Genomic DNA, 1,298 nt, shown 5'->3' on the forward strand with positions numbered 1-1,298 from the left:
ATCTAAAATTCAAACGACTTAATACATAATCTAAATTTGGGTCTGTAAAACTAAACCCTAAAAACAAAAAAGTCTTTGTAGTAAGTTCGCCAGTTAAAGCATTTATAAATGGTTCATGAGTCTGGTGATATTGTTCATACTGCTCTTTTGTAATAATGGCATCATCTGCATTCGTAACGTCACCGTGCATTTTGTATACAACTACATCCCGTTTTGGTCTATTAGTCAACAATTGTTTGTTGTTATATTTTATATCTGCAACTTTGTTTTCTTTAAGAAACGTATTTTCCAATAGAGGATCATAGWTCGTTGTCCATACAGAAGAAATAGGTAATCTAGCTATTATTCTATGATTACCAGTTTCTTCCGTATCTTCAGTAAACTCTTCAAGTATCTTTCTATTGATCTTGGATCTCGTCTGGTTCTCATTCACATGATATTGAGCTAAAGAAACGAGGTCACTTTCCACGCCAATATCTAATCCAAGATCATGAGCAATTTCACTCATTAATTCAGACCAATTAACAAATCCTGCGGGGATTGATAAACCAGCACCAGCAAATATTGATGCTGTACCTTCATTCAAATCTTTAACATAGTCATTAATAAATACTTCTATTTCTCGACTGAACATTATTATTTCACCTTATTGGTTACACAAAAAGTCGTCGCTATAATTATGCAATCCAGTCAGCAAATTTATTATATCCATCATCATCTACCCAATCGTATACTGGATAGATAGTGGATAGCCTAAATATCTTATTTCTTTTACCTACAGCCACCTCATTTACTGACCAGCCATCCAAATCAGAATACTTTTTCCAGCCTGTTTTTACGTATATATGTAAAGATAGTTTCTTACCTGTATTATCAAAAGAATAACCGAGATAATATAAAGGGTTACTTCCCTTACTCTTAGTTTTACCATCTTTACCTTCGATATTATTAATATGAACAGCTAATATATTATTGCCTTTTTTCAAACTAGCCATTATTTCGTAATCAACCCAACGACGTTCAAAAGTCTTTGAACCTACTAAAACACACGTAACTGATGTGTTTTTAATTTCACCATTTATAAGCCTTTTAAGCGCAAGATCACTGGTCTTTTTTGCATCTTCCCAAATAGATGAGTCAAAGTAGCCAGAATTTTTACCTTTAGTTAATTTATGATTCCTTACAACATTAGCTCTAAAGTCAATTACGTCCTGATAATGAAAACTAAAAAATACGCGCTTAGCCATGATTACTCCTTTAGATAAATACAACGATAAAACTCGAATTTATGATTGGTT

At 32.5% G+C, this 1,298-nt stretch carries 2 protein-coding genes; both read right to left on the minus strand.

Features of this window, described 5'->3' with window-relative positions; all coding sequences use genetic code 11:
• Positions 1-634 (minus strand): SIR2 family protein (locus tag L4C32_RS20595; RefSeq protein ID WP_428198764.1); only part of this gene is annotated, 634 nt, incomplete at its 3' end.
• A gap of 43 nt (positions 635-677) precedes the next feature.
• Positions 678-1,247, minus strand: coding sequence for a TIR domain-containing protein (locus L4C32_RS20600; protein WP_428198765.1), 570 nt, complete (start codon positions 1,245-1,247; stop codon positions 678-680).
• Positions 1,248-1,298 lie beyond the last annotated feature (51 nt).

The organism is Aliivibrio kagoshimensis, from assembly GCF_050337105.1.
Classification (GTDB): Bacteria; Pseudomonadota; Gammaproteobacteria; order Enterobacterales; family Vibrionaceae; genus Aliivibrio_A; species Aliivibrio_A kagoshimensis.